A 26,548-nucleotide genomic window follows, 5' to 3' on the forward strand; every position below is an offset into this window, starting at 1 on the left:
CAGCCCCTTGCCCAGGATCGGGCCGGTCGGCAGGTTTGTCGGCGACCCTCCGGCAGGCTCCACCGTGATCTCGTAAAGCTGCTGCGGATGCGGCGCGGGCAGCCCGTCGATCATCAGCGTCCCGGACCGGCCCGATGCTTGGCGCACGGGCCCCGCTCCGGTTTTGGGTCATCGCCTCCTGCATGTCCTATGAGCGATAGACTTGACCTCTATGCCTCAAATATGATCTAACAATGAGTTATAGAACAGGTATCTATAACTCATGGCTTGGAACTGGACGCTACTCGGCTGGCCGGATTTCCGGTACGACACCTCCGCTCTGGAACCGTTCGAGCAGAGGTTTCTGCTGTCGTCCGGGGAAATCCTCGGTGCGGTCCATCATGTCAGCCAGTCGGAGCGCGAACAACTCCGCATCGAACTGCTCAGCGAGGAAGCGATGCGGACGAGCGCCATCGAGGGCGAAATCCTCGACCGGCTCAGTGTCCAGTCTTCGCTGCGCCGCCATCTGGGCCTCGATCCGGGCAGCACCCCTGCCAGACCGCGCGAACAGGGCGTCGCGGAAATGATGGTCGACGTCTATTCCAGCTTTGCGGACCCGCTCAGTCACGAGACGCTGTACCGCTGGCACCGGATGCTTTTGTCCCATGACCGTCGGCTGGAAACTGTCGGGGCCTACCGACACCACGCCGAGGCGATGCAAATCGTTTCCGGCCGCCTCGACCGCCCGACGATCCATTTCGAAGCGCCTCCCTCAGAGCGGGTCATGCCTGAGATGGAGCGATACGCGGATTGGTTCAACACGACCGGGCCGGGGGGAGCAGAGCCGCTTCCAGCGCTGACGCGCTCGGGGCTAAGCCACCTCTATTTCGAAAGCATCCATCCTTTTGAGGACGGCAACGGCCGCCTGGGCCGCGCCCTCGCGGAAAAGTCGCTGGCGCAGAACATCGGCCAGCCGACCCTCATCTCGCTCGCCTTCACCATCGAGAAGGAGCGCAAGGCGTATTACGACCAGCTCGAACGGCATCAAAGAACGCTCGATGTGACCGAGTGGCTCGTCTGGTTCGCGGAAATTGTCCTGAAGGCCCAACAGGTCACACTCGACCGCGTGGGCTTCTTCATCAACAAGGCGCATTTCTACAATCGGCACAGAGACCAGCTGAACGCACGCCAGGCCAAGGCCGTCGCCCGAATGTTCCGGGAAGGTCCCGACGGTTTCAAAGGCGGCCTCAGCGCTGACAACTATCTCAAGATCACCGGAACCTCACGCGCCACCGCGACCCGCGATCTGCAGGACCTGGTCGAGAAAGGCGCGCTCAGCCGAACCGGTGAGCGACGCCATACAAGGTACTGGTTGACCCTAGATCGGACGGCGTGACGGGTTGGCAGGCAGCCCGGGATGTTCCCAATTGCCAGATACGGCCTGACGCGCAGCGCCAGAGCGAATGTTCCCTGTTTGCGCCGGCCAAAGGAGAATGCCCGTCAAAAGGGATGGGGCCGGATTGCTCGGGTCCGTTGCATGAGCGGCAGAGGACTGTACTTGTCGTCGCTTTGCGCACCTGTCACGCGGCCTCCTGGGACAGTTTGGTGGCCAAGGCGATCTTGCCGGCATCACAATTCTCGAACTGGCCCTTTCGGATGGCGCGGAAAGTTTCGCGGCCAGCGTCTGGACCCCGGGGATGTGACGCAATCGCTGCTTCATTGCGGCACGATCACTCTCGATCCAATTGTTCAGATACTTGCGGTGAATGTGACGGATATTCATCTCGCGCGCCCGGCGGCCTTGCGGTTTGGAAGTCGCCGTTGCCGCGCCAAGCGCCAATAGATTGGCACGCAGCTTCACCGGCACGCCATGCTTGGGATCGCTGACCAGCTGATCGTGCACCGTCAGGGCCGTCCCCGACCGAAAGGACACAGTTTCAAGGGTTTCCGCGCGCCCGGAGGTGACCCGGCTCGGCAGTTGCGGTAGGTTTCAGTGGTCGATCGCGATGGTGGCGGGCTGGGATGTCATGCCGCGAGGCTGGTTCACGACGGCGCTTTCCTTCACCAAATAGCATTCAAACCGCCCCGCCTTGCCGGCCCTCATTTTGTCCAATAAGTTTGCCTTATCGGTCATAGCGGTAGATGCTCGGCGCCATGTCGCGTAACAGCGAGAAATCGCGACCAGGGACGGCAAATGAGCCTCTGCCCGACGCGGAGGACGGGAGAGATCGCCGCGGTGGCGAGGCCCGCAGCTTGCCAGAGATGACCAGTATCTTTCTGTCCGCGCTGACAAGCCCCTGCCCTCTCGATCTCGACACGTGACCGCCGTCTGTTCGCATTCGCCTGGGCCGTCTCGCAGCGGGTATCGGCGTGCCTCAGCGCGGCTATCGCGGCTGATGGATCCTGGTTCCTGGTCAGTGCCACGTTGCGTGTCACCACACGTCAGACCTCTTTTGGCGGCAATATGCACCGATGAGCTGGGCTGTCTCTGCTTCATGCCGCCCGACCGCCAAGCCGGCCGTAGAAGCTGCGTTCAAGGTGCAACTCCCCTGCCCCGGCTTTCTCCACCATGCCCCGCAGATATCCGCCCGGTGACGCGACCTCGCCCGTGCTGTGCTTTTCGAACACCAGGGCAAGGGCTGCCGTGGCTGCCTGTTTGCCAAGCCTGTCCTGCGCGACGTTCCAGGCATGTTCGGTCACGCCGATCATGGGCCTCAGCTGCCCTGCCACCCGGTGCAGATCGTTCCAAGTCTTGAGGAAGCCGCCGACATGCCGCGCCCAGGAGGCGAATTCGGGACAGGCCTGCAGGACCGTGCTCAGATTCAAGGCTGTTGGCACCTTGGGCACTTTGCTTTCCCGGTCTTTCAGCGCCCGGTCCTGCGGTGTCTCGGTTGCCATATGTGGCACGAGGGTTGAAGTTTTCCCCGTATCGCAGGGATTACATCCTACAGGTTCGAGTTGTTTTGTAGTTGGTGTGTGGGGGTCGTAACTGGACCTCTTGGGGTCCATTTCCCGGGCTTTGGTCGGCAATTGCCCCGGAGTTTCCGCCGCGTTTTCCACAGCCTCATCCACCTGCGTCGCGGCGAGGTAGCTCTGCTCCACCTGCGCCTGAAGGTCCCGGAACCAGGCGAACAGGCGGCCAAGGCGATCCGACGTGTCATGTCGGCGTGGAAGCTGACCCAGAAGCTGTTCGAAAAGGTCGACAAGCTGCGCCCAGGGGCCGCTGAGTGCCGCGTTGATGGCGGCCTCGATCCGCGCGCGGATCATCCTGCGGGCGACCGTGATCTGGCGCTTCAGACGCTGGCACAGCGCCCGTTCGGCCTGCAGATGCGCGTGCAACTGTTCGAACTCTGCCGCCCGTGCCGCGAGCGGCGAGAGGTCGAAGCCATAGGCCTCGACGATCCGCCCCTCCGCGTCCCTGCGGCCCCAGCGTTTGCCGTTCGGGCTGTCCCTGAAGGAGATCACGCCGAGCTCGGCCAGCCGCCGCGCATGGCGTTTGAGCGCCGAGAGCGAAAACCCCGTCTGCTCCATCAGATAGGCATTGGAGGCCCAGACGATCGGGCGCTGCCCTTCCGTCCAGTCCTGGGCCTGGGTAAAGGCTCCGAGTGTGTCGAGCAGCAGCATGTCACCGGCCTTGAGCCCGATTTTCGCCCCGACCCGTTTGACCGCCACGAAGGCGCGCGTCTTGTGAATATCCTGCTGCTCACCGGCGTTGGCCAGCTGTTCGGCCATGCCAAGTGCGGGCGTCTGCTTGCGCCATCCGGATGTCTGGTCGGCCGCAAGCACAGCTTTCCCGGTCTGAGGCGTCCCTGCCCCAGTTGCCCCGTGCGGAGCATCCTCATGTTGTCTCATCCTGTGTCAGCTGACAAAGAAATCCCGTGCGCTCAGGAGCGTTTTTTCTTGTACGACGATTCGCTGACTGCTAGATTCCAGGTGTCTAGTCTAAGAATTGCGCTATGCGCAGCAGCCCTCGAAGCTTCGGTTTCGGGGGTTTTCTTTGGTCGCCTTCCTCCTTTCTGCTCTTCCTCAGGTGTCGTCCCCCGGGTTTACATCTGTAAACTCGGCATAGGATTTCTTGATGATCTCATCGAGATTCTGTTCCAGCCAGGCCGCGAAACCGGCATTGGCCCCGGCCTTTTTCACCGACAGCGATAGCGTGCTGCGGCTGGATTTGATCACGACGCCGTCCACCGGAACGGATTCCTGCAAGCCCGCCGTGGTCTTGGCGCCCCGCTTGGTCGCTTCGCGGATGAGCGCGTCGAGCCGCTGATCGGACGTCAGCGTTGTGTCGAGCCTGGACAGCAGATCCAGCGCTGCCTTTTCGGTGATCTTCTTCTCGGCAAAAAGGTCCGCCAGCTCGGTCCATCTCGGCCGTCCGGATTTGGGCGCAGACCCGATCAGATCTCCTGCCCGCGACGGCACATTCTGGGTGACCTTGGTCAGATGAGAATGCCCCGAGGCCGAGAGGTTCAGCACCTGGCGGACAGTCTTGGCATCATGGCCCGCCGCCTGAATGGCCGCGGCAAAGCGGGCTTTTTCATAGAACGACAGGTTGCGCCGCGCGGCGTTTTCCAGCCCTTTGGCCAGCAAGGCGGTGGCGTCGTCGATGTCCTGAACATTGGCGCGCACCTTGATGCCAAGTTCCCGGCAGGCTTTCAGACGCCGCCGCCCATAGATCGCCTGATACCGGCCCTCGGCGGTCGCGGACCGGCGTACAAGGATCGGCACCTGTTGACCGCCGTCGCGGATGCTGGCGACCAGCGTGTCAAAGCTGTCGCTGTCGTCATCGTCGTTTACAGCTGTAAACTCGTCCAGCCGGTCCACCGGGCCCCAGTCGTCGATCAGGCCCGGGTCGATTTCCCGGATCGACGCCAGGGAACCCTGCAGGGCGCCAAGTGCGGGCGCCGAGGTCTTGCGCACCGTTTCGGGCGCGGATCCGCCGGACCGCGCAATCGTATTGGCGATGCCGGACATGTCGCGAAGCGATTTGCGTGCCATTTACTTGCGCCCCCATGCCTGGTGAATCATGACCTCGACCTCGCGCCCGACAGCATCCATCGAGCCCTTGGCCCGGTCATAGGTCCCGCGTGTCATCTCGGAGCGGACGACCTCATAGATCGACTGTTTGAGCATGGTGGCATCGCTGATAGCCGTGCTTTTCAGTGCGGTCGCCGACATCACCCGATCCTGGAACAGCGCCCGCATGAACGAGGTCAGCTGTTGCGAGGGCACATCCGTCGGCTCGTCGCGGGTGATCAGGAATTTGAAGTTGTCGTATTGCAGCTTGGCGCCGGCTTCCTCGATCACGCCCATATAGGCGCCCGCCAGTTCCAGAAATTGCGCGGTGGAGGAGACATCCAGCATCGACGGCGTCAAAGGCACCACCAGAGAGCTGGCGGCCGCCATGCCGGCAATGGTCAGGAAACCCAGCTGCGGCGGGCTGTCCATCAGGACGATATCGAAGTCGTTCTCGACCTCGGCCAGGGCATTGCGGATGCGGGTGAAGAACGGCTGATCCGGGTTCGAATGAACCGCGGATTCAGTCTCGAACTCGGACAAAAGCAGGCGGGCAGGGGCGATCGACAGCCCCGGGAAATAGGTCGGTACGACAACCTCGGCCATGCTCACCGGATCGTCGTAGCGGATCGCGTCATAGACGGTCAGCCCGTCGAATTCGATTTCCGGGCTGATGCCGCACATCGACGTCAGAGACCCCTGCGGATCGAGATCGACGGCCAGCACCCGGTAGCCGCGCAGCGCAAAGTAATGGGCGAGGTGCACGCTGGTCGTGCTCTTGCTCGACCCGCCCTTGAAGTTCATCAGCTGCCAGACCTGGAGCTTTTCGTCACCGGATCGGCCGGGCAGATAGCGGCCCTTCTTGCGCGATGACTTTTCGAGAACCTGGCGGGCGTCCCAGATCTCCTGCGCGGTGTAATGGCGCCGGCCGCCACGCACATCCTTGGGCTCGGGGATCGTATTCTCGGCGTGCAGTTTGCGCATGAACTGGCCGGAAACGCCCAGCAATGCAGCTGCCTCGGGCGCCGAGAACGAACGCAGCGTTTTTGTATTGTCCGGCGCGAAAGCCGAGAGCAAATGCTCTCTGATCGCAGCGTTCAACCGCTCGGAAATTTCTGTCGCTAGAACCGAAGGTCTGTCATTGGCCAGCGGTGTCACAGGAATCATGTAGTTGCCCCAATTTCGAAAATGTGGCAATTCCACGCCACTTGGGGGTTAAGAGCCGTGATTCACCGGCCTAAGTCAAGATTTTTCCCTTATATAGTGTCTATTGCGCAATTCAGAGACTATATGCACCGAACCTTGCCAGAGGCGTTTACAGCTGTAAACGGAGTTTCCACAGCATGGTTCCCCGAACGTCTCAGCGTCCGTCGCGCGTTACTCCGCGCCTCACCCCGCTCCCGGAGCAGAGAAGGGCAGGGGGGGTGACACTGGTACGGGGCGGGTCTGCCTGACTCTGATCGGGTTTTGAAATGATGTATCCGGCGGGCGGGGCAGGGGGATCAGTTGCCCCAGACAATCGCGTTCTCGTGCCGCTTGATCGTAGTGCTGAGGTGCCGGAACCCGTGGGTCACATGATCGAACAGCTTTTGCGCGGCGGGCGTCTGCTGAGAGTTCTTTGTGCGGAGAATGCCCAGGCTGCGGGCCGGCTGCGGGATCTTGACGGGCAGCACGGAAATATTGTGGGTCTTGCGATGCGCGAAGACAACCGAATGGGGCAGCACCGTGAGCGCGTCCGTCTCTTCGAGATAGTTGTAGACGGACATCAGCGACCCGCCGGAAAAGCGCACCGAAATGTCCGTCACGCCAACCGCCAGCAGGATGGCATGCAGATCCGCCAGAAGCGGCGAGCCCGGCAACGGCGCCACCCAGGGGAAATCCACCAGATCGCGGGTCGAGATCCGGCCGCGCCGATGCAGCGGATGCCCCCCGCGACAGGCCAGGACATTCCGGCCGGGGAGGATCTCGGTAAACTCCATCTCGGGCGCGGCCTCGACCAGACCCAGCGGACAGACCGCGAAATCCAGCTGATGCGACAGCAGGCGCTTCTGCAGGTCCGGCAGGTTGCCATAGGACTGGTCCACGCGGATGCCGGGCTCCTGAACGTGGAACGTGCCGATCATGCGGCTGATGTAGGCATCCATGAAGAACGGCACGCCGCCAACCTTGACGGTGCCCGAACTGCCGCTGCGCAGACTGCGCAGGGCCTCGGTCGCCTGGCGTGAGGCTTCGAGGATCTGACGGCCGTGGAGCGCAAGCGTTTCGCCGATCAGCGTCGGCCTGAGCGGACGGCGGCCCGGCTCGAACAGCGGCTCCCCCAGGCGTTTCTCAAGCGTGGAAAGCACGCGCGAAATGGCGGGCTGGCTGATTCCCAGCAACTCGGCCGCGCGGGTGACGCTGCCAAGGTCGACCACGGCGGCCAGTTGAACGAGGTGGCGTTCTTCGATCTTCATATCAATTTGTTATAGTGGAGACGAAAATAATAATCCTCAAGGCAAATTTCTCGCAATACCGTTGAGTCGGGAGGAGTTTGCAGGATGGTCGCACAGTCGATTTCCGAACGTTCGCATGTCGCGGAGGATTTCGCGCAGCGCCTGAAAAATGCCGAAGATCCGCGCGCTGCACAGACGGTGCGCCTGGCGGTCGAGGCGATCTGCGACATCATTGCCAAACTGCAGCCGACGCGGGCCGAGCTGCAGCAGGTCATCGCCTTCCTCACTGCCGTGGGCGAGGCCTGTCACGACACGCGCCACGAATGGGTGCTGCTGTGCGATGTGCTGGGCATCACCAGCGAGGTCGAGGCGCATCTGGCCCCGACCGACGAAGGCCTGACGCCGCCGACGCTGACCGGCCCGTTCTATCGGCCGGATGCCGCGTTTCGCAAAGACGGCGAGTCGATCTCGCTGGACGGGCGCGGGGTTCCGCTGGAGGTCGTGGCGCATGTGCATGACATCGACGGCACCCCGATCGAGGGCGCGGTGATCGAGGTCTGGCAGGCGAATGGCGACGGACTGTACGAAAACCAGGACCCCGACGCGCAGCCCGAATTCAACCTGCGCGGCCGCTACCGGGTGCCTGCCTCGGGACGGGCCAGCATCCGCACGGTGCGGCCCGCAGGCTACCGTGTGCCCGATGACGGGCCCGTGGGCGCCCTGATGAAACTGCTGGGTCTGGGTCTCGATCGGCCCGCCCATATCCATTTCCGGATCAGCGCGCCGGGGCACCGCACGCTGACGACCCATGTTTTCGACCGCACCGATCCCTGCATCGCGGATGACCCGCTGCTTGCGGTGCGCCCCGAACTGCTGGCCGACTTCACCGAAACCGGCGACGGCGGCCTGCAAACGGAGTTCCGTTTCGTGCTGGCCGCGAACCGGACCCACGACATTCAGAGCTGACCAAATCAGGAGGACACAATGAAAATCAGCGGATATCACCACCTCACGCTATCGACGCATGGCGCCCAGGAGGATTTCGACTTCTACACCAAGACCCTGGGTCTGCATTCGGTGAAGCGTACGGTGCTTTTCGACGGGGTGCTGCCGGTCTATCACCTGTACTACGGCTCCAGGAACGGCGATGCCTCGACCATCATCACCACCTTCCCGTTCAAGAAGCCGGGCGTCTTTGGCCGGCGCGGGACCAACCAGTCCAAGATCGTGATGCAGTCCATCCCGATGGGCGCGGCCGATTTCTGGGTGAACCGCCTGAACGAACGTGGCATCGACGCGGTCAAGACTTCGCGCTTTGGCGCGGACCGGGTGGTGTTCGCGCATCCCTGCGGCATCCCGCATGAACTGGTCGAAAGCCCGGACGATCCGCGCGACCCGATCACCAATGACGCACAGGGCATCGGCAAGGACCACGGGATCAAGGGGATCTACGGCGGCGCCGTTGCCGTGATGGACCGAACCGCGATGGACGATTTCATGACCATCGCCCTGCCGCTTGAGAAAGAGGCCGACAGCGACGAAGGCCTCGTCTTTCGGGTGCCGGACGACAACGGCATCATCCAGCGGGTCGAGGTCCTGCATGAGCCGGACAAGCCGCAGGGGACCTGGACGCTGGCCGGCGGCACGATCCACCACCTCGCGCTGAACACCGGCGACGAAGACAGCCAGATGAAGCTGCGCGCCCATATCGAGGGCCTCGGCTTTACCGATATCTCGGAGCAGAAGGACCGGATGTACTTCAAGTCCTGCTACGTCCGCAGCCCCGGCGGCGCGCTGTTCGAACTCGCCTGGACGGTCCCCGAGGGCTGGGCGCGCGACGAACCGGCCGATGCCATCGGCAAGACGCTCGTCTTCCCGCCCTGGTTCGAGGGCAAGAAGGAAGAGCTGATGGAAGGCCTCGAAGAGGCGGAATTCGCGTAATGGCAGAAACGCTGCATCACGGCGCGGCGGCGGAGGCGGCAAAAGCCGTCTGCGTCGTCGTCCACGGGCGGGGGCAGACCCAGCAGGACATGATGGACATGATCGTGTCCCGTCTGGACGTCCCCGGCATCCGCTACGTGCTGCCCAAGTCCGAGGGCGAGGCCTGGTATGACGCCAAGGCCGTCGATCCCCTGACGGACGACACCACCCGCCAGCTCGACGCGGCGCTTCACGCGGTCGGGGCCTGTATCGAGGCGGCCCGGCAGGAGGGCCTGCCTCTCGTCCTGATCGGCTTCTCGCAGGGGGCCTGCATGGCGGCGGAATGGCTGATGCGGGGCGGCAGGGTCACCTCGGCGGCGCTGCTCACGGCCTGCCGTGTGGGCGCGGTGCAGGATGACCTCGTCCGCGCGGGCCTCTCCGGGCTGCCGGTCTATACCACCAACGGCGACAACGATCCGTGGATCCCGCTCTGGGCGCATCGCAAGCTGGTCGGCGAGCTGTCGGAATGCGGCGCGCGGCTGCGCATGGACATCTTCCCCGGTCGCGGCCACGAGGTGAGTGAAGCCGAAATAGAGACACTTTCGGGCCTGCTCGACGCGGCGGTCGCGGGCCGCACGGCACTGGAGCCGGTGGCATGAACGACCTGATGCAAGGCTTCACTTTTCCCGGCATTCGCACGCGCGTCGTCTTTGGCTCGGGCACGCTGGCCAGGGTTGGCGCAGAGGTCGAGGCGCTCGGCCGGTCCCGCGCGCTGGTGCTGTCGACGCCCCCGCAGGCCGAGTCCGCGGCGGCACTGGCCAAGGATCTCGGCGCGCTCTCCGCCGGAACCTTCACCGGGGCCGCCATGCACACGCCGCTCGACGTGACCGAGGCGGCGATGGAGGCGTACAGGTCAACGGGCGCGGATTGCGTCGTCTCTTACGGCGGCGGGTCGACCATCGGGCTGGGCAAGGCGATTGCCACGCGGACCGGGGCGGATCACGTCGCGATCCCCACGACCTATGCCGGCTCCGAGATGACGGATATTCTGGGCGAGACGGTGGATGGCGAAAAGACCACCCGCCGCGACGCCTCGATCCGGCCCGAAACCGTGATCTACGATGTCGACACCACTCTGACGCTGCCCGTCGAGATGACGGTGACATCCTCGCTCAACGCGATCTCGCACGGGATCGAGGCGCTGTATGCCGAGGACCGCAATCCGATCCTCAGCCAGATGGCGGTGGAGGCGATGCGCGTCTTCAAGCGCAGCCTGCACCGGGTCACCGAGGATCCGCAGGACCGCGCCGCGCGGACCGATGTGCTCTATGGTGCATGGCTCTGCTCTACCGCGCTTGGCTACGTGTCGATGGCGCTGCACCACAAGCTGGCCCATGTCATCGGCGGATCCTTCGGGATGCCGCATGCGGAAACCCATGCGATCCTTCTGCCGCATACGACAGGGTTCAATGCCGCCGCCACGCAGGACCTTCTGGCCCCGGTCGCCGAGATCTTTGGCGGATCCGTCGGGGGCGGGTTGTGGGATTTCGCCAAAGGGGCAGGGGCCCCGCTGCGGCTGCGCGACCTTGGGCTGAGCGAGGCGGACATGGACCGCGCCGCCGAGATCGCGACCCGCGCGCCTTACCCCAATCCGCGGCCGTTCGACCGCAGCGATATCAGGACCCTGCTTCAGGCCGCGTGGGAGGGCACGCGGCCGCAGGAGGGATAACAGAACCGCCTGACGCGCAGACGTCGGGCACTTTGGGAGGAAGAAAGATGATCAATCGGAGAAAGCTGCTCAAGACAGGGGCGGCGGCGGGGTTTGCGGTCAGCGCCGGCGGGCTGGCCATGCCGGCGCTCGCCCAGGGGACCCGGGTGAAGATCGGCTATGTCTCGCCGCAATCGGGGCCGCTGGCCGGATTCGCGGAATCCGACGCCTTTGCGCTTGAGATGTTCAAGCGCGTCGCGGCGGAGAAAGGCATGGATGTCGAGGTCCTGGTGAAGGACAGCCAGTCCAATCCGAACCGCGCGGCCGACGTGGCGCAAGAGCTGATCATCGACGACGGCGTGCATCTGATGCTGGTCGCCTCGACTCCCGAGACGACGAACCCGGTCACCACCGTCTGTGAGAACGAATTCATTCCCTGCATCTCGACCATGGCGCCCTGGCAGCCGTGGTTCATCGGCCAGCAGGGCAATCCCGGGGACCCGGCCAGCTGGCGGCCCTTCGACTATGCCTTCCATTACTTCTGGGGGCTGGAAGATGTCATCGCCGTCTTTACCAACATGTGGGATCAGCTGGACACCAACAAGAAGGTCGCCGGGCTGTTCCCCAACGATGCCGACGGCAATGCCTGGGGCGATCCGCAGAATGGCGTGGCGCCCGGCTTTGCCGCGGACGGGTACGAGACCGTTGATCCCGGCCGCTACCAGAACCTGACGGACGACTTCTCGGCCCAGATCAACGCCTTCAAACAGGCCGATTGCGAGATCGTCACCGGCGTGGTCATCCCGCCGGATTTCACCACTTTCCGCAACCAGGCTCTGCAGCAGGGCTTTTCGCCCAAGGCGATTACGGTGGCCAAGGCGATCCTGTTCCCGCAATCGGTCGAGACGCTGGGCGAGTCCGGCCATAACCTCAGTTCCGAGGTCTGGTGGTCCAAGAACCATCCCTTTACCTCCTCGCTGACCGGGCAGGGCTGCGAGGCGCTTGCGGCCGACTTTACCAAGGCGACGGGGCGGCCCTGGACCCAGCCGATCGGCTATATCCATTCGCTGTTCGAAATGGCGGCGGATGTGATCCAGCGCGCCGAGGATCCGACCGATCCCGACCTGATGGCCGAGACCATCGCGGCGACGGATCTGCAGACCATCGTGGGCCGGATCGTGTTCAACGGCGAGGGGCTGCCGCCATTCGCGGCGACCAATGTCTGCAAGACCCCGCTGGTTGGCGGGCAATGGCGGCGGCAGGACGACGGCAGTTTCGAGCTGCTGGTCGTCGACAACAAGACGGCGCCGGATATCCCCACCCAGGGCAGCATGGAACCGCTGAGCTGACATGGCAGATGCCGGGACCCTCCTGTCGCTTGAGGGCGTCACGAAACGCTTCGGCTCCCTCGTGGTGGCCGATGCGGTGACGCTCGACCTGCCGCGCGGGCAGGCCCTGGGTATCATCGGGCCGAACGGGGCAGGGAAATCGACCCTGCTCAATCTGATTGCGGGCAATCTGATGCCGGATCAGGGACTGATCAGGCTGAATGGCCGGGACATCACCGGGACAAGCCTGACGCAGCGCTGCCGCATGGGAATGGGGCGGGCTTTCCAGATCCCGCAGACGTTTTCACGGCTGACGGTGTTCGAAACCCTGCTGGTCGCGGCCTCTCAGGGCCGCGGCATCAGCGAAAGCGAGGCGGCGGGGGATTGCGTGTCGATCCTGGAGCGTACCGGGCTGCTGGACCGGGCCAATCAGGTTTCCGGCTCGCTGAACCTGCTGCAGCGAAAACGGCTCGAACTTGCCCGCGCCCTGGCCACGGGGCCGGACCTTCTGCTGCTGGACGAGATCGCCGGCGGGCTGACCGAGGCGGAATGCGCCTCGCTGGTGGGCACGATCCGGTCGCTGCATGCCGGTGGCACGACAATCGTGTGGATCGAACATGTGCTGCATGCGCTGAACTCGGTGGTCGAGCGGCTGATCGTGCTGGATTTCGGCCGGGTCATTCAGGACGGGGCGCCCGACGCGGTCATGGCCAGCCGCGAGGTTCAGGAAATCTATCTGGGGATCGAGGCATGAGCACGCTTCTCGAAACATCCGGGCTGACGGCGTTCTACGGCGACTTTCAGGCGCTATATGGCGTCGACACGACCCTGGCCGAGGGCGAGACCGTGGCCGTCATCGGCGCGAACGGGGCCGGAAAATCGACCCTGATGCGCTCGATTGCCGGGTCTGTGCGGCAAGCGCCCGAAATGATCCGCCTGAACGGCACGCCCATCGGTCACCTGTCTGCCGACCGGGTCAACGGGGTAGGGGTCACGCTGGTGCCCGAGGGGCGCCGCCTGTTCCCCTCGCTCACGGTCGAGGAGAACCTGCTGATCGGCGGCTGGCGCAGCGCCCGGTCCGGGCCCTGGACGCTGGAGGAGGTCTATCGCCTGTTCCCGGTACTGAAGGATCGGCGCGGCAACCCCGCGATGGCCCTGTCGGGCGGGCAGCAGCAGATGGTCGCCATCGGGCGGGCGCTGATGTCCAATCCCAAGGTGCTGCTCTGTGACGAGATCAGCCTGGGCCTCGCCCCCGTGGTGATCCGGGACATATATGCCGCGGTGCCCTCGATCCTCGAACGGGGGGCAAGCCTGATCATCGTGGAACAGAATATCGAACAGGCCCTTGGCATCGCGGATCGGGTCTATTGCCTGATGGAGGGTCGCATCACGCTGGAAGGCCGACCGGGAGAGATCGACCGCGCCGCCATGCATGATGCGTATTTCGGGGTGCAGGCATGATCTGGGTCGACACCGTGGTGCAGGGCATCCTGCTTGGCGGACTCTACGCGCTGTTCGCGGCGGGGCTGAGCCTCGTCTTCGGCATCATGCGGGTGGTGAACCTCGCCCATGGCGATCTGATCGTGATGGCGGCCTATCTGATCCTCGTGCTTGTCACGGCGCTGAACCTCAGCCCGCTTATCGCGCTGTTGCTAGCGGCCCCGCTTATGTTCGCGGTCGGGTGGCTGTTGCAGCAACTGGTCCTGAACCGCACCGTGGGTGAGGACGTGCTGCCGCCGCTGCTCGTCACCTTTGGCCTGTCGGTGGTGATCCAGAACGCGCTGCTGGAGGGGTTCAATGCCGACAGCCGCCGGATCGGGGCCGGATCGCTTGAAATCGCCTCCTTCTCCGTCGGGCCGATCACCATCGGGGTCATGCCGGCGCTGACCTTTGCCACCGCCATCCTCGTGACCCTGGCGCTGCAACTCATCTTCTATCGCACCGCATTGGGCCGGGCCTTCCGCGCCACCAGCGACGATCCCGACACGGCAAGCCTGATGGGCATCCGGCCCGGCAATATCTTTGCCGTCGCAACCGGTCTGGGCATGGTCGTCGCGACCATCGCCGCGCTTTACCTGGGCATGCGGGCCAATTTCGATCCGACCATCGGCCCGGCGCGGCTGATCTATGCCTTCGAGGCGGTGATCATCGGCGGGATGGGCAGCCTCTGGGGCACGCTGATCGGCGGCATCGTCATCGGCGTCGCGCAGACCGTGGGCGCCGCGATTGATCCGGAATGGCAGATCCTGTCGGGCCATCTGGCCTTCCTCGTGATCCTTCTGGTGCGCCCGCGCGGGCTCTTTCCGGCAGGGGGGCGCTGAATGCGGTATCGTGTTCAAACGGGGCAGGGCGGCAGCTGGATTGTCGCGCTTGCGGCGCTTGTGATCGTTGTCGTCTTTGCCGCGCTGCCGTTCTTCGGATCGCGCAGCCTGATGCAGGACCTGTTCTTCGTCTTCACCATGCTGACTCTGGCGCAGTTCTGGAACCTGCTGGCGGGCTATGGCGGGCTGGTCAGCGTCGGCCAGCAGATGTTTGTCGGGGCAGGGGCCTATGGCGTGTTTGCGGCGGCGATCCTCTGGGGGATCAATCCGGTTGCCGGGCTGGCGGTTTCGGCTGTGGCGGCGCTGGTGCTTGCGCTTGTCTCTGCCGTCTTCGTCTTTCGCCTGAACGACGCCTATTTCGCCATCGGCACCTGGGTCGTGGCCGAAGTCGCCCGGCTCAGTTTCGCGCAATGGAAAGCGGTTGGCGGCGGCACCGGCACCTCTCTCCCACGCGAGGCGCGGCGGAACATGTGGGGCGCGGACTGGGTGGAACAGGTGACCGGCCTGCGCGCGGCGGCGGCGATGGATGTCGTCTCCTACTGGCTGGCGCTTGCCCTCGTCGTGGCGACAATCGGCGGCATCTACTGGCTGATGCGGCGCAAGACGGGCCTCGCGCTGGCGGCGATGCGCGACAACCCGCAGGCGGCCGCCTCGGCGGGGCTGAATGCGGGGCGGATCAAGCTGGCGGTCTACGTGATTTCGGCGGTCGGGGCCGGGATCGCGGGCGGGCTGATCTTCATGCAGAACGGACGGGTGTCCCCGGACAGCGCCTTTTCGGTCATCGACTGGACGGCCTATGTGATCTTCATCGTGGTGATCGGCGGCATCGGAACGATCGAGGGGCCGATCATCGGCGTCATCGTCTTCTTCCTGCTGCAGTCGCTGCTGGCCGATCTTGGCAGCTGGTACCTGATGGTGCTGGGGCTCCTGGGCATCCTCATCATGCTGTTCGCCCCCCGTGGCTTGTGGGGGCTGATCTCGGGGCGAACGGGTTTCGCGCTGTTCCCGATCCAACGCCGCCTGTTCATCGAAGAAAGGGAAGACTGATGGAATTCGAATACGAGACGGAGGTCCTGATTGTCGGAACCGGCCCGGCGGGCGGCGCCACCGGCGCGCTGCTGGCCAGCTACGGCGTCCCGAACATGATGATCAACCGCTACCGCTGGCTGGCCAATACGCCGCGCGCCCATATCACCAACCAGCGCACGATGGAGGTGCTGCGCGATCTGGGCCGCAGCGTCGAGGACGAGGCCTATCTGCACGCGACCGAGCAGGAGCTGATGGGCAACAACGTCTTCTGCGAAAGCCTGGCCGGGGAAGAGCTGGGCCGGATGCGCAGCTGGGGCACCCATCCCGACAGCATGGCCGAGCATCTGCTGTCCTCGCCCTGCCGGATGAACGACCTGCCCCAGACCTTCATGGAGCCGATCCTGTTCAAGACCGCCTGTTCGCGCGGCTCTGCGGCGCGGATGAGCACCGAGTACCTCTCGCATGAGCAGGACGGCGACGGGGTCACCACGACCTGCCGCGACCGGCTGTCCGGGCGAGAGTTCCTTATCCGCTCGAAATACCTGGTTGGCGCCGATGGCGGCAATTCCGCCGTGGCCGAACACCTCGGCCTGCCGTTCGAAGGCAAGATGGGTGTCGGGGGGTCGATGAACATCCTGTTCCGCGCCGACCTCTCGCACCTCGTCGCGCATCGGCCTTCGGTCCTTTACTGGGTGATGCAGCCGGGCGCGGATGTGGGCGGGATCGGCATGGGTCTGGTTCGCATGGTCCGGCCCTGGAACGAATGGCTGATCGTCTGGGGATACGACATCAACGAACCCGCGCCCGACGTGACGCCCGAATTCGCGCAAGGAGTCGCGCGCCAGCTTGTCGGCGATCCGGATCTTGAGATCGAACTGCTGAGCGCGAATGTCTGGACCGTGAACGACATGTTCGCCACCCATATGCAGAAGGACCGGGTCTTCATCATGGGCGATGCCGCGCACCGGCATCCGCCGTCGAACGGGCTGGGGTCGAACACCTCGATCCAGGACGGGTTCAACCTGGCCTGGAAACTCGCCGCCGTCCTCAAGGGGCAGGCGGGGCCGGGGCTGCTGGACAGCTATTCAGAGGAACGCGCGCCGGTCGCGCGCCAGATCGTGACCCGCGCCAACAAGTCGATTGGCGAATTCGGCCCGATCTTCGAGGCGCTCGGCATGGATGGCGGTGTCGATCCCGAGAAGATCCAGCAGAACATGTCCGCCCGCGCCGATGCTTCGGAAGCCGGCGAAGCGCAGCGCGCCGCCCTGCGCAAGGCGATCGAGCTGAAATCCTATGAATTCGACTGTCACGGCGTGGAGATGAACCAGCGCTATGCCTCGGGCGCGGTGGTCACGGACGGCCAGCCGGAACCTGCCTTCGACCGCGATCCCGAGCTGCATTATCAGCCCACCACATGGCCCGGCGCGCGGTTGCCGCATGTCTGGATCTTCGACCGCGCCGGGCGCAAGCTCTCGACGCTCGACATCTGCGGACACGGGCGGTTCACCCTTCTCACCGGCATCGGCGGGGACGGCTGGGTCGCGGCCGCGAAACAGATCGCGGACGAGCTGGGCATCCCGCTTGGGGCCCATGTCATCGGTCCCCGCCGCGACTACGAAGATCACACCGGCGATTGGGCCCGCGCCCGCGAAATCCGCGACAGCGGCTGTGTCCTGGTCCGCCCGGATCACCATGTGGCCTGGCGCAGCGACATCCTGGGCGGCGACCCCGCGCAGGAGCTGCGGCGCGTGCTCACTTCAATTCTGAACAGATGAAACGGAGGCAGCACATGCCCGCGAACACCAACGCCTATTTCACCGAGGAAAGCTCCGTCGAGGTCGTGACCAGCCGCAACGGCGCGGCTGAAAACGAACGGCTGGCGGAGGTCATGAACGTGATCATCCGCAAGCTGCACGAGGCGGTGAAGGAGATCGAGCCGACGCAGGAGGAATGGTTCAAGGCCATCATGTTCCTGACCCAGACCGGGCATATGTGCGACGAGTGGCGGCAGGAATTCATCCTGCTGTCGGACGTGCTGGGCGTGTCGATGCTGGTCGATGCGATCAACAACCGCAAACCCTCGGGGGCCTCCGAGTCGACGGTCCTGGGGCCGTTCCACGTGGATGGCGCGCCCGAGAGGGAGCTGGGCGCGAACATCTGTCTGGACCAGAAGGGCGAGCCGATGCTGGTGCGGGGCCGGATCCTGGACCTGGACGGCGCGCCGATCGCCAATGCCAAGATCGACGTCTGGCAGGCGAATGACGAAGGCTTCTACGACGTGCAGCAAAAGGGCATCCAGCCGGATTTCAACCTGCGCGGCGTGTTCCGGACGAACGAGAAGGGGGAGTACTGGTTTCGCGGCGTGAAGCCGAAATACTACCCGATCCCGGATGATGGCCCCGTGGGCAAGTTGCTCGGCGCGCTTGGCCGGCATCCCTATCGCCCGGCGCATCTGCATTACATCATCGAGGCCGAGGGGTTCGAGACGCTGGTCACGCATATCTTCGACCCGGACGATCCCTATATCGAAACAGATGCGGTCTTTGGGGTGAAGGACAGCCTGATGGCCAAGTTCGAGTTGATCGAGGCCCCCGACCGGATCGCTGAGGCCGGGTTCGACACGCCCTATTTCGAAGTCGTGCACGATTTCGTCCTGTCCCGCGCCTGATCCCGAATTCCTGAGCTTTCATGACACGATCCTATCGCCCCGCCGATCTGCACGCCGGGTCGGCCGGGGCGCTGCACCTTGCCGCGCAGGGGTATTTCTGGACCGGGTTGCAGACGGTCGATCTGCCTGGCGGCAAGGCCCTGCGCGGGCAGATGTACGTGGAATACTGGATCCCGGCCGATCTGCGTCATCCGCTGCCCATCGTGATGATCCACGGCGGCGGCGGGCAGGGGCTGGATTACCTCGGCACCGCCGAGGGCGGCGAGGGCTGGGCGCACTGGTTCGTCCGCCAGGGCTATGCCGTCTATGTGGTGGACCGGCCCGGTCATGGCCGTGCGCCGCATCACCCGGCGGTGCAGGGCGAAATGGGGCCGCCGCCGGTTGCGGGCAGTATCGAAAGGCTGTTCACCCGGCCCGAGGCCTTTCCCGATCAATACGCGACCGCCGCGCTGCACGACAAATGGCCGGGCAGCGGGCAGTTGGGCGATCCGGCCTTCGATGCCTTTTTCGCCGGTGCCGGGCCGATGGGCGCGGATATGGAACAGAGCCACCGGGACTGTCAGACCGCCGGGGCCGCGCTGCTGGACCTGATCGGTCCCGCGGTCCTTCTGACACACAGCGCGGGCGGGCCGACCGGCTGGCTGATAGCCGATGCACGCCCGGGCCTTGTGGCGGGGATCGTCGCAGTGGAACCCCTGGGCCCGCCCTTTGCCGAGCGGGCGGGCGGGCGGCTCGCCTGGGGCATCACCGCGGCCCCGATGACCTATAATCCGCCTGCCGCACGGGCGGAGGAGATCGCGACCGAGGAGCGGCCCGCCCCCTTTGACGGCGCCGTTGCCTGCCGGGTTCAGGCAGACCCGGCCCGCCGCCTGCCCAACCTCTGCGGTTTCCCGATTGTCGTGGTCACGGCCGAGGCCTCGTGGATGTCGGCGGACAACCACGGGACGGTCGACTTCCTCGCGCAGGCCGGGGCCGAGGTGGCGCATCTGCGGCTGGAGCAGCACGGGATCCACGGCAACGGCCATGCCATGATGCTGGAGCGCAACAGCCGCGAGATCGCGGCCCTGATCGAGGGCTGGTTGCGCGGCAACGGCCTGTCGTGACAGCGCGCCCGGGGGCGGTCAGTCCTTGGCGTCGGGCTTGATCAGCGCGTCACCGAAACCTTCGGGATCGAGGTCCAGTTCGGCCATCACCTCGGCGCTGTGCTGGGCAAAGGAGGGCGGCTTGCGGTCGTAGCGCGCGGGGCTGCGCGACAGCTTGATCGGGCTGCCGGTGCCGCGATAGTCGTCGATATCCACCACCATCTCGCGATGCTGCGTATGCGGATCGGCGATCACCTGGTCAATCGAGCGCACCATGCCGCAGGGCACCCCGGCCTTGATCAGATCGTCGGCCAGTTGCGCGCAGTCGCTGGTGGCCATGGCGGCCTCCAGCTCGCCCTTCAGCGCATCGCGGTTCTGGTTGCGGTCGCTGTTGTCGGCGAAACGGGGATCCCGGGCCAGGTCCTCGCGGCCGATCATCCGGCAGAGCGTGGCGAACTGACGGTTGTTCCCGACGGCGAGGAAAATCGGATCCGTCCCGGTGGCGAAGGTGTCGTAGGGGCAGATGTTGGGATGGGCGTTGCCCGAGGGGCCGGGCACCTTGCCCGACAGGTAGTGGTTGGGCAGATGCGGATGCAGCAGCGAAAACCCGCAGTCGTAAAGCGTGGTTTCGACGAACTGGCCCTTGCCGCTGGTGTGGCGTTCGTTGATCGCCATCAGGATGCCGATCACCGCGTTCAGGCCGGTGGTCATGTCGACAACCGGCAGGCCGATGCGCAGGGGCTGGCCGCCCAGCTCTCCGTTCACGCTCATCAATCCGGCCGAGGCCTGGATCGCCGCGTCATAGCCCGGCATGCCGCCAAGCGGGCCGTCCGCGCCGAACCCGGAGACGCGGCAATGGACAAGGCGGGGGAAGCGGCGTTCGATCTCGTCCTCGGAGAGGCCCCATTTGTCCAGCGTGCCGGTCTTGAAGTTCTCGATGAAGACATCCGCCGTCTCAAGCAGCTTGCCCAGCAGGGCCTGTCCGGCCTCCTGCCGCAGGTCGATGGCCATGCCCCGCTTGTTGCGGTTGACGCCGATGAAATAACTGGCCGCATCGCCCTTGAAGGGAGGGCCCCACCCGCGGGTTTCGTCGCCCGAGGGCGGTTCGACCTTGATGACATCCGCTCCGTGGTCGGCCAGGATCTGCCCGGCATAGGGGCCGCCCAGAACACGGCTGGCATCAATCACGCGAAGCCCGGCAAGGGCGCCGGACGGGGGTGTCTGAGGGTTGGTCACACAGTGGCCTTTCTGTCGGTGGTCTCGATGCCCGCGCGCAGTTCTGCGGCGAAGGCGGGATAGGTTTCGGCAAGTTCGTCCATCACGCGGGTCCGCAGCAGATGCAGCGTCGCCGCGTCGGGGCCGGGAGTCGTGGCGGGATCGGGATCGTGGTCGAAGGCAAAGCCGGTCGCCTCGGTCACCTCCGCCAGCGTATGGTCGGGGTGAAGCGACTTCAGCCGGAACCCGCGCTTGTCCTTGTTGAAGTCGAACAGCGCCTTGCCGGTCAGCAGGGCATAGGGCCCGCCCGGGCGGTAGGTGCCGGGTTCGCTGGTGCCGGGGGTCGATATGAAATCAACCTTGTCGACAAAGACGCGGGGGGAGTGTTCCTCGCGGTAGAGGATCACCCGGGGCACCACATAGTAGAGGTAACCGGAGCCAAAGCTTCCGGGCCAGCGCGGCGCGCTGCGCGGGTAGTCGCCAAGGCCGACGAGGTTGATATTGCCCTGCCGGTCGATCTGCCCGCCGCCCAGAAAGAACGCGTCGATCCGCCCCTGTCCGGCGGCATCGAAGAGTTCGACCGAGCCGTTGGTAAAGAAGTTATGGGCCTCGGACCCGAGGATCGAGATCCGGAGCGGCGGTTCCCCGGTCGAGTCGCGCAGCGCGCGTGCCAGCATGGCACCGGCGGCGGGCACGGGCGAGGCCGCGCCGACAGCCACGCAGCGGCACCCGTCGAGCAGACCGGCAACCGTGCAGATCAGGATTTCGCGGGGGGTGGCGGGGGTCATGTCCTGTGTCACGATACCACCTCTGCCGCCCTGGCGGCGATATAGTCGGCAAAGCCATCGTCACTGCGCGCGGCCCTGGCATAGCGCGCCATTTCGGCCTGATCGACGGGGTAGGCGCCCCACAGCCCGTAGGGCCATGCGCCGTTTTCAGCGACGGCGACATCCGTCACGTAGAGCCCCGGAAGGGTCCCGGCGGCCATCTTTTCGTCGTCCAGCAGCCGCGTCTCCGACATCCGTTCGACCGTAACAAAGGTCCGGCGGGCGGCATAGGCCATCGCCGCCAGTTCACGGCGGCGGCCGATCCAGACATTGCCTTCGCGGTCGGCCATCGGGGCGTGGAAGATCGCGACATCGGGATGGATCGCGGGGATCAGGACGATGGGATCGGGGGTGTCCGAGGTCGGGTTGTCGATCACCGTCCAGTCCGGCCGGTTGCGCAGCAGGTCGCTGCCGATCAGCCCGCGCATGGGCATGAAGGGAACGCCTTTCTGGGCCGCCAGAAGGCCCGCGTGAATCGCGGGGCAGGTGGCGTCGCGCAGCGCGATGCTGCCCTCCTTGACCGCGGCATTGAACCGGGGCGCGCCGCCGGCTTCGCCAAGGCTGACGGCGCTCGTCTCGATCGCGCGGACCTGGCCGGCCCCGATCAGCATGTCCGCCTGCATCCCGCCCGTGGGCACGCAGATCAGCGTCAGGTCCCTGGTGCCGATCTCGATCAGCGCCCGGGTGAAAGCCATCGAGACGCCGGCGTAATCGACTGGGATCGCAACCGAGCTGCCCGGAGCGATCTGCGCGGCCAGTCTGTGCACATCGGTGGCCATCGAAGTACCTCTTGGTGGTGAGAAACCTGTGTGTTCTATATTATGAACCACTGTTCTAGAAAAACATGAAGCCGCAGATGAGTCAATCTGGTCGGACAGGCGGACCGGAGGGGGTCAGCTGTCGCCGAAATATCCCAGGCTGGCAGAGGTGTCTTTTGCCGCGGAAACCACGTGTTGGGAAAACTCGCGCAGCTGTCGCGTCTTCAGTCTGACATCGGGGCCGGAGATGCCGATCGCCCCGGCCAGCCGGCCGTTGGGCCCCAGGATCGCGCAGGCGCAGGCGGCAATGCCATCGCGCCATTCACCCTGCGGCACGATGGCGTAGCCCTGGCGCCTGACCTTCTGCAGGTCGGCGCGCAGATCCTCCAGCCGGGTCCGTGTGGTCGCGGTGTACGGGGTCAGATCGGGGCCAAGCGAGTCTATATAGTCATCCGGCATCTGCGCGAGCATCGCCTTGCCCGTCGCCATCGTATAGGCGGGCGCGCGGGCGCCGATGCGGGTATGGGCGCGCACGTGGTGGTCGCTTTCGATCTTGTCGATATAGACGATGTCGTGACCCTGCAGGATGGACAGGTGCACCGTTTCGCGCGTCAGCTCTGCCAGGCGCTGCATGGCGGGGCGGGCGGCGCTGACCAGGTCCACCCGGCGCAGCACGCGCAATCCCAGCTCCCATATCTTGATGGTCAGCTCATAGGTGCTCTGATGCGGGACCTGCTGGACAAAGCCATTCGCCTGAAGCGTGGCCAGCAGGCGGTGGACGTTGCTCTTGGTCAGTTCCAGTTCGGCGGCCAGATCCGTGACGCCACGGGGACGGTCGCTGTTGGCCAGCGCCTCGATCAGCCGGATGCCTTTGGTAAATGCCTTGTCCATGTCCGGACCATCCATCGGCTGACGGGAAAACGCAACGACCCTCGCCGAGGGCGGACCCGCCCGACCTGTCGGAAATTCGTTCTACTATACGGAACATAGTATCTCTATCTGAGACGATTTCGGCAACTTCGGCGTAACTGACTGTTTCATCGCCATACAATAGGTTTGACAGATCGGTTTGGAGTATTGCATTTTGCATACAAGACCTGGGTGAAGAGGAGTCGCTGAGGTTCGGCAAGGTCGGCGTCGCGGGCAATCCTGCATGGTGACGAGGGCCCCAGGTCGCAGTCCGCGCCTCAGCTTTGGGTGGGCAGGCGGCCGCATGCACCGCGCGGGCGGGCATCAAAGTTACGGGACGGTCTTGTGACCGCGGGAGGAGAAAAAATGAAATACTCAGGACGTATCACGTCGTCGATTCTGGCTGCGACAATTTCCCTGGCGATGGCCGGCGGAGCGCAGTCCGAAGAAGCTCTGCGCTTTGGCTCGGGGCAGGCGAACGACAGCCCGCTGTATCAGCTGACCTACAAGAAGTGGGTGGACGCGATCAATGAGGAGGCGGCCGGCGAACTGACCATCACCAACTTCCCGCCGCCTTTCGCGGATGCCACGAACACCTGGGAACGTGTCGTTCAGGGCGTTGCCGACATCGGTGTCGCAGGGCTTCCGATCTCGGGCATTCCGCTGAAACGGACGCTGGTGACCACGCTGCCCTCGACCGAGGTGACCGATATGACGGCTGCCTCTATCGCGCTGGCGGAAACCTATGAAAAAGGCCTGCTTGATCCTTCGCTGGACGAGGTCAAGATTCTCGCGCTCTACACGGTCCTGCCGTCCCGCTTCTTCAGCCGCGAGCCGATCGAAGATGTCGAACAGCTCAAGGGCATGAAGGTGCGCGCCCAGGATTCCAACATGGTCAAGGCGATGGACAAGCTGGGGGCGGCGGCGGTTTCGATCCCCTTCTCCGAAGGCTACCAAGCGATTTCGCGCGGCGTGGTCGAAGCGTCTTCGGGCAACGAGATCACCCAGTACACCTACAAGTGGTCCGACTACCTCAAGCACGGGATCGAGGACATCACCTTTGGCATGACGCCCTTCGCGATCATCATGAACAAGGAAAAGTACGAGAGCCTGTCGCCCGAGATGAAGGCGATCATCGACAAGCATTCCGGCATGACGCTGACCAAGATGCTGGCGACCGCCCAGACGGGTATCCAGAAGAAATTCTCGGACGAAATGGTGGCTGACGGCCGTCTGACCTGGCACAAACTGTCGCCCGAGCAATACGAGATCTGGAAGGCCGCGATCGCGCCTGTGGTCGACGAATGGCTCGCAAAAGGTGACGGCGTGCAAGAGACCTATGACGCCTTCCTTGCAAGCTACAAGGCAGCTCTGAAGTGAGCGAGGCGACCGTGACTCTTCCGCCCACTGCCAACGACCGTCATATCGAACTGTACGGCTCGGAGCATCACGGTCGCCAAATCGACGGGCTGCTGGCCCGCATTGATACCAGATTGGCCGGGTTCAACCGGCTGATCGCCCTGGTCGGGGTCGTGGCGATCCTTGTCACTGCGCTGATCCAGACACTGGACGTGATCGTGATGCGGGCGATCTTCAGCTCTCCGCTCACGGGCATCAACGAAATCTTCTCGACCGTGTTCCCCGTGTCCATCGCTGCCGTGCTGGCGGCCGGGCTGTCGCAGCGTGCGACGCTGGAAGTGGACATGATGGCCGGGTTCCTGTCGCCCCGCGCCGTGCGGTATCTGCGCGGGATCGGGGCTGTCCTCTATCTGGGCGCGCTTATCCTGATCTTCTGGGGCGTGACGCTTCAGGCGCAGTCGACCCTGCACCGGGGCACCTACACGATCCTGAACGAAATCCCCGTCGGCCCATTCTATGTCGCCGTTGCCGTGCTGTTCCTGCTGACCATCCCCACCCAGCTGGTTGTCGCCCTGCGCCTGGCGCTTGAGGCGCATCCCCGGTGGCCCGTGGCGCTTGCGATGGTCTTTGTTCCCGGTGTGCTGGTCCTGGCCTTCTTCACCTGGATCGCGCTGACCTTTGGCGCCTTCTTCATGACGAACATGGTGGCCTCGATGCTGGCCATCGTGGCGCTGATCTGGGTGCTGATCTTTACCTTCGTTCCGGTGGCCGCCACGCTGACGCTGTGTTCGATCCTGGGTATCGCCCTGATATTCGGGGCCAAGGGCGCCGTCGCCACGCTGGGCAGCGAAACCATGACCCTGCTGTCGAGCTATGACATCGCGGTCGTGCCGTTCTTTCTGATCATGGGCGGGCTTGCCGTGCGATCCGGCATGGCGGCCGATATCTACAATTTCGCCTCCGCGATTTCGGCTCCGTTCCGCGGGGGGCTTGCGCTTGGCACGATTGGCGGATGCGCCGGCTTTGGCGCGCTGACCGGATCGTCGGTCGCCACGGTCGCCACCATCGGCAAGGCGGCCTTTCCAGAGATGAAAAGCCGGGGATATTCGCCCCTGTTGTCGAGTGGCGTGATCGCCGCCGGCGGCACGCTTGGCCAGCTCGTGCCGCCCTCCACTGTCGTCGTCATCTTTGCCATGATGACCGAGCAGTCGATCGGGCTGATGTATGCGGCGATCTTCGTGCCTGCCCTGATCACCATTGTGCTCTACATCGCCGCCGTCTTTCTGTTCCTTGCCGTCGCGCCCGGCAGCGCGCCGCGCGAAACCAACTGGGACGCCGGAGAGATCATGCGCTGCGGGTACCGGGCCCTGCCGGCGGTTTCCATGTTCGTGGTCATCTTTGGCGGCATGTTCGGCGGGATCTTCACGGCCAGCGAAGCCGCCGCAGTCGGCGCCGTTTTTGCCGCCCTTGTGCTGGTGCTGCGAAAATCCTATCGGCTGCGCGACACGCCCGAGATCGTGGCCGAGGTCACCGCCACGACCTCGATGATCTACATGCTGATGATCGGCGGCTTTGCCTCGACCTTCTTCTTTTCGGCCACCGGCCTGCCGGAACTTGCCGCGCGCTCGATTGGCGGTCTGCCCCTGCCGGGCTGGGTTATCGTCTGTCTGATCTGCCTCGCCTTCCTGGTGATCGGAACGATCATGGACTCCATCGCGGTGATGATGGTCACGGCATCGGTCACGGCCTCCATCGTGTCGTCGCTTGGCTACGATGTGATCTGGTGGGGCGTCGTCATGGTGGTCATCGTGGAACTGGGTGTGATCACGCCGCCCTTCGGGCTGAACCTCTTCGCGCTCAAGAGCGTCGCGCCCGAAATCACGATCCGGCAAATCTATGGTGGCGTCCTGCCCTTCGTGGCGGCCGATGTTGTCAAGCTCGTGCTGCTGATCGCCTTCCCGGCCTTGGCGCTCTGGCTTCCCTCTTTGATGTGAGGA

Annotated in this window: 25 protein-coding genes; 15 read left to right on the forward strand and 10 right to left on the reverse strand. The window is 64.6% G+C overall.

Annotation, left to right across the window (positions count from 1 at the left end):
• Positions 1 to 262 precede the first annotated feature (262 nt).
• Positions 263 to 1,375: a Fic family protein gene (locus tag GLS40_RS13325; protein ID WP_160383235.1), complete on the forward strand. Its 1,113-nt coding sequence runs from the start codon at positions 263 to 265 to the stop codon at positions 1,373 to 1,375.
• Here GLS40_RS13325 and GLS40_RS13330 read toward each other — a convergent pair.
• The 6 genes from GLS40_RS13330 to GLS40_RS13355 all read right to left on the reverse strand — a co-directional run bounded on the left by GLS40_RS13330 (position 1,358) and on the right by GLS40_RS13355 (position 7,448).
• Complete coding sequence (locus GLS40_RS13330) at positions 1,358 to 1,957, reverse strand: DUF1403 family protein (RefSeq protein ID WP_160383387.1); 600 nt, start codon at positions 1,955 to 1,957, stop codon at positions 1,358 to 1,360. The genes GLS40_RS13325 and GLS40_RS13330 overlap by 18 nt on opposite strands.
• A 12-nt stretch (positions 1,958 to 1,969) precedes the next feature.
• Positions 1,970 to 2,113, reverse strand: a complete 144-nt coding sequence (locus GLS40_RS13335) for a hypothetical protein (RefSeq protein ID WP_160383236.1) — start codon at positions 2,111 to 2,113, stop codon at positions 1,970 to 1,972.
• Positions 2,114 to 2,472: 359 nt separating this feature from the next.
• On the reverse strand, positions 2,473 to 3,711 hold the full coding sequence (gene repC / locus GLS40_RS13340; protein ID WP_235905920.1) for a plasmid replication protein RepC: 1,239 nt from the start codon (positions 3,709 to 3,711) through the stop codon (positions 2,473 to 2,475).
• A 294-nt stretch (positions 3,712 to 4,005) separates the two neighbouring features.
• Positions 4,006 to 4,977 (reverse strand): plasmid partitioning protein RepB, encoded by a 972-nt coding sequence (gene repB, locus GLS40_RS13345; protein WP_160383238.1) that lies wholly within the window; start codon positions 4,975 to 4,977, stop codon positions 4,006 to 4,008.
• Positions 4,978 to 6,162 (reverse strand): plasmid partitioning protein RepA, encoded by a 1,185-nt coding sequence (gene repA, locus GLS40_RS13350; protein ID WP_160383239.1) that lies wholly within the window; start codon positions 6,160 to 6,162, stop codon positions 4,978 to 4,980. It lies immediately after the preceding gene.
• Positions 6,163 to 6,497: 335 nt separating this feature from the next.
• Entirely contained in the window at positions 6,498 to 7,448 is a 951-nt protein-coding gene (locus GLS40_RS13355) for a LysR family transcriptional regulator (protein WP_160383240.1), read from the reverse strand.
• A gap of 84 nt (positions 7,449 to 7,532) precedes the next feature.
• Between GLS40_RS13355 and GLS40_RS13360 the strand changes: the two genes are divergently transcribed.
• Genes GLS40_RS13360 through GLS40_RS13415 form a run of 12 tightly spaced genes read left to right on the forward strand, consistent with a single transcriptional unit; the run spans position 7,533 to position 19,504 of the window.
• Positions 7,533 to 8,393, forward strand: coding sequence for a dioxygenase family protein (locus tag GLS40_RS13360; protein WP_160383241.1), 861 nt, complete (start codon positions 7,533 to 7,535; stop codon positions 8,391 to 8,393).
• 18 nt (positions 8,394 to 8,411) lie between these two features.
• Positions 8,412 to 9,368, forward strand: a complete 957-nt coding sequence (locus GLS40_RS13365) for a VOC family protein (protein ID WP_160383242.1) — start codon at positions 8,412 to 8,414, stop codon at positions 9,366 to 9,368.
• Positions 9,368 to 10,006 carry an alpha/beta hydrolase gene (locus GLS40_RS13370; RefSeq protein WP_160383243.1) on the forward strand — a complete coding sequence of 213 codons (639 nt, stop codon included), beginning with the start codon at positions 9,368 to 9,370 and terminating at the stop codon, positions 10,004 to 10,006. The genes GLS40_RS13365 and GLS40_RS13370 overlap by 1 nt, the downstream gene beginning before the upstream one ends.
• Positions 10,003 to 11,076, forward strand: coding sequence for a maleylacetate reductase (locus tag GLS40_RS13375; RefSeq protein WP_235905921.1), 1,074 nt, complete (start codon positions 10,003 to 10,005; stop codon positions 11,074 to 11,076). Before GLS40_RS13370 ends, GLS40_RS13375 begins: the two co-directional genes overlap by 4 nt.
• Positions 11,077 to 11,123: 47 nt before the next feature.
• Entirely contained in the window at positions 11,124 to 12,404 is a 1,281-nt protein-coding gene (locus tag GLS40_RS13380) for an ABC transporter substrate-binding protein (RefSeq protein ID WP_160383244.1), read from the forward strand.
• A 1-nt stretch (position 12,405) separates the two neighbouring features.
• Positions 12,406 to 13,137 carry an ABC transporter ATP-binding protein gene (locus GLS40_RS13385; RefSeq protein WP_160383245.1) on the forward strand — a complete coding sequence of 244 codons (732 nt, stop codon included), beginning with the start codon at positions 12,406 to 12,408 and terminating at the stop codon, positions 13,135 to 13,137.
• The gene (locus GLS40_RS13390) at positions 13,134 to 13,844 is read left to right on the forward strand and encodes an ABC transporter ATP-binding protein (protein WP_160383246.1); all 711 of its coding nucleotides are present in this window, start codon (positions 13,134 to 13,136) and stop codon (positions 13,842 to 13,844) included. The genes GLS40_RS13385 and GLS40_RS13390 overlap by 4 nt, the downstream gene beginning before the upstream one ends.
• Positions 13,841 to 14,704, forward strand: coding sequence for a branched-chain amino acid ABC transporter permease (locus GLS40_RS13395; RefSeq protein WP_160383247.1), 864 nt, complete (start codon positions 13,841 to 13,843; stop codon positions 14,702 to 14,704). The genes GLS40_RS13390 and GLS40_RS13395 overlap by 4 nt, the downstream gene beginning before the upstream one ends.
• Complete coding sequence (locus GLS40_RS13400) at positions 14,705 to 15,751, forward strand: branched-chain amino acid ABC transporter permease (protein WP_160383248.1); 1,047 nt, start codon at positions 14,705 to 14,707, stop codon at positions 15,749 to 15,751. It abuts the gene before it with no gap.
• Positions 15,751 to 17,508, forward strand: coding sequence for an FAD-dependent monooxygenase (locus GLS40_RS13405; protein WP_160383249.1), 1,758 nt, complete (start codon positions 15,751 to 15,753; stop codon positions 17,506 to 17,508). The genes GLS40_RS13400 and GLS40_RS13405 overlap by 1 nt, the downstream gene beginning before the upstream one ends.
• A gap of 14 nt (positions 17,509 to 17,522) precedes the next feature.
• Positions 17,523 to 18,401: an intradiol ring-cleavage dioxygenase gene (locus GLS40_RS13410; RefSeq protein WP_160383250.1), complete on the forward strand. Its 879-nt coding sequence runs from the start codon at positions 17,523 to 17,525 to the stop codon at positions 18,399 to 18,401.
• A gap of 20 nt (positions 18,402 to 18,421) precedes the next feature.
• On the forward strand, positions 18,422 to 19,504 hold the full coding sequence (locus tag GLS40_RS13415) for an alpha/beta hydrolase (RefSeq protein ID WP_160383251.1): 1,083 nt from the start codon (positions 18,422 to 18,424) through the stop codon (positions 19,502 to 19,504).
• Positions 19,505 to 19,522: 18 nt separating this feature from the next.
• Here the strand turns inward: GLS40_RS13415 and GLS40_RS13420 are convergent, their stop codons facing one another.
• The 4 genes from GLS40_RS13420 to GLS40_RS13435 form a co-directional block, all read right to left on the reverse strand.
• Entirely contained in the window at positions 19,523 to 20,719 is a 1,197-nt protein-coding gene (locus tag GLS40_RS13420; RefSeq protein ID WP_160383252.1) for a CaiB/BaiF CoA transferase family protein, read from the reverse strand.
• Entirely contained in the window at positions 20,716 to 21,498 is a 783-nt protein-coding gene (locus GLS40_RS13425) for a CoA-transferase (protein WP_328598906.1), read from the reverse strand. Before GLS40_RS13425 ends, GLS40_RS13420 begins: the two co-directional genes overlap by 4 nt.
• Positions 21,495 to 22,304 (reverse strand): CoA transferase subunit A, encoded by an 810-nt coding sequence (locus GLS40_RS13430; RefSeq protein WP_160383253.1) that lies wholly within the window; start codon positions 22,302 to 22,304, stop codon positions 21,495 to 21,497. Before GLS40_RS13430 ends, GLS40_RS13425 begins: the two co-directional genes overlap by 4 nt.
• A gap of 114 nt (positions 22,305 to 22,418) precedes the next feature.
• Positions 22,419 to 23,174 carry an IclR family transcriptional regulator gene (locus tag GLS40_RS13435; protein WP_160383254.1) on the reverse strand — a complete coding sequence of 252 codons (756 nt, stop codon included), beginning with the start codon at positions 23,172 to 23,174 and terminating at the stop codon, positions 22,419 to 22,421.
• A gap of 384 nt (positions 23,175 to 23,558) precedes the next feature.
• On the opposite strand from GLS40_RS13435, the gene dctP reads away from it, so the two are divergent.
• The gene (gene dctP, locus GLS40_RS13440; protein WP_160383255.1) at positions 23,559 to 24,572 is read left to right on the forward strand and encodes a TRAP transporter substrate-binding protein DctP; all 1,014 of its coding nucleotides are present in this window, start codon (positions 23,559 to 23,561) and stop codon (positions 24,570 to 24,572) included.
• A gap of 11 nt (positions 24,573 to 24,583) precedes the next feature.
• Positions 24,584 to 26,545 (forward strand): TRAP transporter large permease, encoded by a 1,962-nt coding sequence (locus GLS40_RS13445; protein WP_160383256.1) that lies wholly within the window; start codon positions 24,584 to 24,586, stop codon positions 26,543 to 26,545.
• Positions 26,546 to 26,548 lie beyond the last annotated feature (3 nt).

Source organism: Pseudooceanicola pacificus (assembly GCF_009789075.1).
GTDB lineage: Bacteria > Pseudomonadota > Alphaproteobacteria > Rhodobacterales > Rhodobacteraceae > Pseudooceanicola > Pseudooceanicola pacificus.